The organism is Burkholderia sp. LMG 13014 (assembly GCF_905232215.1).
In the GTDB taxonomy this organism is placed as follows: Bacteria; Pseudomonadota; Gammaproteobacteria; order Burkholderiales; family Burkholderiaceae; genus Burkholderia.
This window is the reverse complement of sequence record NZ_CAJNKE010000405.1, coordinates 1-5,585: the sequence shown is the minus strand read 5'-3', so window position 1 is coordinate 5,585 and position 5,585 is coordinate 1. Positions and strand designations below refer to the sequence as shown.

Sequence of the window (5,585 nt, the reverse complement as noted above, 5' to 3'; positions counted from 1 at the left end):
GCGGCACCAGCGCATGCGCGGCGTCGCCGATCAGCGTCACGCGCCCGCGGCTCCAGCGGCCGCGCGGCGGCCGATGGAACAGCCCCCAGCGCTGGCTGATCGGCACGGCGGTGATCATCTGCACCACCGCCGGATGCCAGTCCCTGAACGCGCGCAGTTGCTCGCCCTCTTCCGACGGCATCACCCAGTCGCGCGACGGCCACGGTGACGGATGGCGCTCGACCAGCAGGAAATTCTGGTCGCCATCGTCGCCGATCGGATAGTGCAGCAGGTGCCCGTGCGGCCCGATCCAGTACTGAAGCGTCTCCGGATCGGGCAGCAGGCTCAGCCGCGCGGCCGGCACCACGCCGCGAAACCCCGAGCAGCCCGAATACAGCGCGTCGTCGTAACCAAGCATCCAGCGCCGCGTGATCGAGCGCGCACCGTCCGCGCCGATCACGAGATCGGCATCGACGCGCACGCCATTGTCGAACGACAGCGTGACGCGATCGGCGTGCTGCGCGAGATCGGTCAGCCGATGGCCAAGATGAATGGCTTCAAGGCCGACCGCCTTCGACAGCACGGCCTGCAGATCCGCGCGATGCACGCCCCAGTACGCGCCGCCGAATTGCCGGCGATAGTCGGGGTCGCCGCGATGATGACCGATCACCGCGCCGCTGCGGCCGTCGCGATAGACGAGCCCCGGAATGTCCGCGCACACGGCGTCGAAGGCCGCACGCAGGCCCATGCGCTCGTAGAAGCGCGTCGCGTTGGCCGACAGCGCGACGGCCGCGCCGACTTCGCGCAACGCGTCCGTCTGTTCGTAGAGCTGCGCGTCGATGCCGTGCTCGCGCAGCGCGAGCGCGAGCGTCAGGCCGCCGATCCCGGCGCCGACGATCGCAATCTTCAGGTTCGTCTGCATGATGAAGGTGTCTCCGATGTTCCGATGGGGGTCTGCGGCTCGCGCAGCGGTCATGTCGATTGCATGGGCCGTATCGGTATTTTCAGGAGGCGACCTTCATCCCGCAATAAAATGAAGGGAATCTGCTTCATCACTAAAAGCAATGAACCACGCAAGGCGAAACCCATGGAACTGAGCGATATCGACCTCAATCTGCTGCTGCTTTTCCAGCGGCTGATGCAGGAGCGGCGCGTGTCGAGCGTCGCCGAGCAGATGAACATGAGCCAGCCGGGCGTGAGCAACGCGCTCGCGAAGCTGCGCCGCCGGCTCGGCGATCCGCTGTTCGTGCGCGGGCCGGGCGGCGTGGTGCCGACGCCGTTCGCGCTCCGTCTCGCGGAACCCGTGTCGCACGCGCTTGCGACGCTGCATGCCGCGCTCAATCCCGAGACCGGGTTCGATCCGTTGCGCGCCACGCGCACGCTGACGATCGGCATGACCGATATCGGCGAAGTCGTGTTCCTGCCGGCATTGCTCGAACACCTGTCGCAAGCGGCGCCGGGCATCGCGCTCAATACCGTGCGCGACACGAGCGTCAACCTCGGCGACGAAATGGCCGACGGCCGCGTCGATCTCGCGATCGGCCTGCTGCCGCAGCTCAAGGGCGGCTTCTATCAGCGCCGGCTGTTCGATCAGCGCTATGTGTGCCTGTTCCGACGCGGGCATCCGCTCGAGGAAGCGCCGCTGACGGTCGACGCGTGGCGCAATGCCGAACATCTGGTCGTGGTATCGGCCGGCACCGGTCACGGGCAGGTGGACGAATGGCTGAAGCGCCGCCGCGTGACGCGCCAGGTGCGGCTCACGGTGCCGCATTTCATGAGCGTGGGCTACATCCTGCAGCGCACCGACCTGATCGCGACGGTGCCCGAGCATCTCGCGCAGCAGCTCGCCGCGCCGTTTTCGCTGGGCTGGCGCGCGTTGCCCGTCACGGTGCCGGGCGCGCCGATTCACATGCTCTGGCATACGCGGGTCAATCAGGACGAAGGAAACCGGTGGCTGCGCGACGTGGTCGTCGATCTGTTTGCGGAGACCGGCACGCGGGCAAGGAAGGCCGCGCCCGGCAGGAAGAAATAATCACGGTTATCGCCTGCCACGGAGACACCAGGCCATGAATCCCCGACGCGTGCATTCGCTCTATCTCAGACATTGCCCCGAAGTCCAGCTGGTCAAATGCGAGTGGATCCATCTGCTGACGACCGGCAGCGTCGATCGCGACCTCCTTCGCAAGATGCTGTCGACGATCGGCGCCGTGGAAGTCCTGATCCACGTCCGCCGCAAGATCGGTGACTTCCTGCCGATCGAACCCGCGATCACCTTTATCGGCGAGCACATCGGCAAGGGCCAGATGCTCGTTTCCGATCGCGCATTCACGCACTTCGTCATCGTCGCGCACAACGGGGTGGCGGCTACCTGGCCGCAGTGCCTGACGCGAAGCCGGATCGAACTGCTGCCGGACGCAGCGGAATAGTCGGCCGACCGTCGGGCGGCATCGCGATACCGCGCTTTCCGATATCGATTGAATCCGTGCGCCGCCCATTTCGACTACATTGCCGAAGTGGCACTATCGTCGTTCATCCGCAGCCTCACCCGTCACTCAACCAGCAGGAAATCAAGCCATGTCTGTCTCGAAGTCGCAGAAATTCGCAGCCGTCACGGGCGCCGGCTCCGGCATCGGTCGTGCAGCGGCCATCGCGCTCGCCCAGGCGGGATTCACCGTCGCGCTGCTCGGACGCAAGGAGGAATCGTTGCGTGAAACGCAGGACGCGATCCAGGCCGCCGGCGGCGACGCGCACGTGTTTCCTGCCGACGTCACCGACGAAGCGTCGGTCGACCATGCGTTTGCGCAGATCGCGCAGCAGTTCGGCCGGCTGGACGTGCTGTTCAACAATGCCGGCCGCAACGCGCCGCCGGTTTCCCTCGACGAATACGATTTCGATGTGTGGAACAGCGTCGTCGCGACGAACCTGACCGGTGTCTTCCTGTGCGCGCGGGCCGCGTGGCGGCTGATGAAAGCGCAAACGCCGCAGGGCGGCCGGATCATCAACAACGGTTCGATCTCCGCGCACGCGCCGCGCCCCGATACCATCGCGTACACGGCCACCAAGCATGCGGTAACCGGAATCACCAAATCGCTGGCGCTCGACGGCCGCCGGTACAACATCGCGTGCGGCCAGATCGACATCGGCAACGCGGCAACGTCGCTCACGGACCGGATGACGCAAGGCGTCCCGCAGGCCGACGGCAGCCTCGCGCCCGAGGCGCGCATGGACGTCACGCACGTCGCGACCGCGATCGTCCAGATGGCGAACCTGCCACTGGACACGAACATCCTGAACATGACGATCATGGCGACGGCCATGCCGTTCGTGGGACGCGGATGAACGCATGCGCACATGGCGCCGCCTGAAGGCGCCACGCTGCCCGCGGTGCTGACGCCGCCGGGCCGAACGCCGGCGAAGCCGCCGTCGCCGTAGCCCGGTGCCGTCCGTCAGCTGGACCGGGTTTTCTTGCCGGTGGACGGCGGCTTGACGATGACGAACTGACGGCGATCCTTGCCCCGGATCCACAGCGGCGCGTTGCCGCGCCCGCTCCACTCCTTCCCGCTCGCCGGATCGCGATAGCGCGCCGGCAGCACTTTCACGATATACGCCCCCCGGCTGCCGTTGCGGCCGACCAGGTCGCGATGCTTGATCGCGTAGGTATCCATCAGCGAGTGAACCTCCGCGATCGCATCGACGCGTTCGCGCGCGCGTGCGCGCTCGATTTCCTCGTCCAGTTCGGCCAGCTCGACTACGAGCTGTGCATAGGTCTTGCTCGCGCTCATCTTCTGCTTCCTGCCCCGCATCCGCATGCCAACCAGTATGATTCGCATGACTAACTTATTGTTTCACGTCGCCCCGTGACGACGGCATTCACTCGATCGGCAAGCGACTCGCGTCGGTGCATCGAAGCACGCGACACGCAGCCATACACCGGCACACGGTGCGCGCCTCCGCGTCGACACGATCGCCCGCCCGAAACGATCCCCGCTCGTGCATCCGGCGACACAATCGCGCCCCGCATTTCACATATCAAGTGATATTTGAAATGCGATCGTAATGGTATCCATCTTAAATATCAACTGATATCCTGCCTGCCATGAACATGGCCACCCTTCCCCCGCGGCTGAGTCGCGAAGAAAGCCGCTTGCAGACCCGCGCCCATTTGCTCGCCGCGGCGAAGCGGCTGTTCGTCGACCGCGGGTTCGGCGCGACGTCGCTCAGGGATATCGCGGCCGAGGCAGGCTATACGCAGGGTGCGTTCTATTCGAACTTCGCGAGCAAGGAAGCGCTGTTCGTCGAACTGATGCGGGAGCGCTCGAAGGCGCAAGTGGCCCAGATCGCCCAGGCGCTGGGCGACCCATCCGCGTCCGGGGACGACATATTGAATGCGCTGGATGTCTGGTCGCGGACCGTCGATGCCGAGCCCGAGTGGTCGGTGCTGGGCGTCGAGTTCAAGCTTCAGGGGCGACGCAACCCCGCTTTTGCCCTCGCGTCCCAGGCGTTGCTGGACGCTCATCGCGATGGCCTCGCCTATTGCATCGAACAGGTTTTCGCGCGGCTGAAGAAAGTGCCGCCCGAACCGCCGACCGTCCTCGCCATTGCGTTCATGGGGCTCTCGCAGGGCCTGTCGTTGCAGCAGTCGATCCTGTCCGAGGTGCCGATCGGGCACATGATCATGGTGTTCCTGCGCAGCCTGCTGGCCACGGCCGCGCCGGTGCGCTGACCGCAAAGGTCACGCGGGCGACCAGGCAACGACCGGCTCCGCGACGGAGCCGGCTCGCGCGTGACGCCGTTCGACCCGCTGCGGCCGTTCGACATACGCGATGACGCCCGTGTCCGGGCAGTGCCGCCGCTCCGCTCACGAACACCGCGAGGCCGCAACGACGCGCCCGCTGCGAACGGGCGGCGTCACGCCCGCAGGATTTCCTCGGCGACCTGTTCGAACGGCACGCGCCCGTGTCGAAGCTCGACCGTGTCGTCGCTCCCGAAATCGATGTGGCCGCTGTTCAGCCCGCGATTCAGTTCGATGAATCCATCGATTGCGACGCTCGAGAACGGATTCGTCGCGAGTACCCCGGCCCACGCGGACGGCTCGAGCGCCACCGGCCGCACCGGTCGATTCAGTGCGCGCGCAAAGATCGCCGCGATGTCGCCGGGCGAATACGCCATCGGCCCTGCCAGGCCGATCTTCCGGATGCCCGCCCAGTCTTCACGCAGAAGATCCGCCGCGATGCGGCCGATATCCTCGGTCGCGACCATCGGAATGGCGCGCTCGACCGGCACGAGCAGGCTCGGCAGGATACCTTGCGTGCGAACCGGATCGACGACGCGCGCCCAGTTCTCCATAAAATACGCCGCGCGCAGGAACACGACCGGAATGCCCAGTTCCGCCAGCCGTTGCTCGGCCGTGCGATTGGTCGCGATCACGCCGGTGCCGTCCGGCCGATCCGCGCCGACCGACGACAGCAGCACGAGTTTCGGCAAGCCCGCCGCGCGCACCGCGTCGGCGACGGCACGTGCCGTCACGTCCGCGTGTTCGAACAGGTTCTCCAGCGCATAGTTGGGCGGCTTGACCAGATACGCGCCGCGCGCGCCGGTAAATGCAC

7 protein-coding genes are annotated in these 5,585 nt (G+C 66.3%); 4 read left to right on the top strand and 3 right to left on the bottom strand.

Features of this window, described 5'->3' with window-relative positions; all coding sequences use genetic code 11:
- Window positions 1-901 (bottom strand): FAD-dependent monooxygenase (locus tag JYJ84_RS27250; protein ID WP_205189687.1); only part of this gene is annotated, 901 nt, incomplete at its 3' end.
- A gap of 165 nt (window positions 902-1,066) precedes the next feature.
- Here JYJ84_RS27250 and JYJ84_RS27245 point away from each other — a divergent pair.
- From JYJ84_RS27245 to JYJ84_RS27235, 3 genes are all read left to right on the top strand, one after another.
- Window positions 1,067-2,011 (top strand): LysR family transcriptional regulator, encoded by a 945-nt coding sequence (locus tag JYJ84_RS27245; protein ID WP_122947347.1) that lies wholly within the window; start codon window positions 1,067-1,069, stop codon window positions 2,009-2,011.
- A 34-nt stretch (window positions 2,012-2,045) separates the two neighbouring features.
- Window positions 2,046-2,405: a hypothetical protein gene (locus JYJ84_RS27240; protein ID WP_175219855.1), complete on the top strand. Its 360-nt coding sequence runs from the start codon at window positions 2,046-2,048 to the stop codon at window positions 2,403-2,405.
- A 148-nt stretch (window positions 2,406-2,553) separates the two neighbouring features.
- The gene (locus tag JYJ84_RS27235) at window positions 2,554-3,318 is read left to right on the top strand and encodes an SDR family oxidoreductase (RefSeq protein ID WP_175219857.1); all 765 of its coding nucleotides are present in this window, start codon (window positions 2,554-2,556) and stop codon (window positions 3,316-3,318) included.
- A 107-nt stretch (window positions 3,319-3,425) separates the two neighbouring features.
- Here JYJ84_RS27235 and JYJ84_RS27230 read toward each other — a convergent pair whose 3' ends face one another.
- A complete protein-coding gene (locus tag JYJ84_RS27230) occupies window positions 3,426-3,761 on the bottom strand; it encodes an H-NS family nucleoid-associated regulatory protein (protein WP_226213464.1) in 336 nt (111 codons plus the stop codon).
- Window positions 3,762-4,075: 314 nt separating this feature from the next.
- Between JYJ84_RS27230 and JYJ84_RS27225 the strand changes: the two genes are divergently transcribed.
- Window positions 4,076-4,702, top strand: a complete 627-nt coding sequence (locus tag JYJ84_RS27225; RefSeq protein WP_175219859.1) for a TetR/AcrR family transcriptional regulator — start codon at window positions 4,076-4,078, stop codon at window positions 4,700-4,702.
- A 185-nt stretch (window positions 4,703-4,887) separates the two neighbouring features.
- On the opposite strand, the gene JYJ84_RS27220 is transcribed toward JYJ84_RS27225, so the two are convergent.
- Window positions 4,888-5,585: NmrA family NAD(P)-binding protein (locus tag JYJ84_RS27220; RefSeq protein ID WP_205189685.1), on the bottom strand; the 698-nt coding region annotated here is incomplete at its 5' end.

Excerpts from the sequence above, each read along its gene's own strand:
- JYJ84_RS27240 (WP_175219855.1), top strand. The coding sequence starts at position 2,046 with ATGAATCCCCGACGCGTGCATTCGCTCTATCTCAGACATTGCCCCGAA.
- JYJ84_RS27225 (WP_175219859.1), top strand. The coding sequence starts at position 4,076 with ATGAACATGGCCACCCTTCCCCCGCGGCTGAGTCGCGAAGAAAGCCGC.
- JYJ84_RS27245 (WP_122947347.1), top strand. The coding sequence starts at position 1,067 with ATGGAACTGAGCGATATCGACCTCAATCTGCTGCTGCTTTTCCAGCGG.
- JYJ84_RS27230 (WP_226213464.1), bottom strand. The coding sequence starts at position 3,761 with ATGAGCGCGAGCAAGACCTATGCACAGCTCGTAGTCGAGCTGGCCGAA.
- JYJ84_RS27235 (WP_175219857.1), top strand. The coding sequence starts at position 2,554 with ATGTCTGTCTCGAAGTCGCAGAAATTCGCAGCCGTCACGGGCGCCGGC.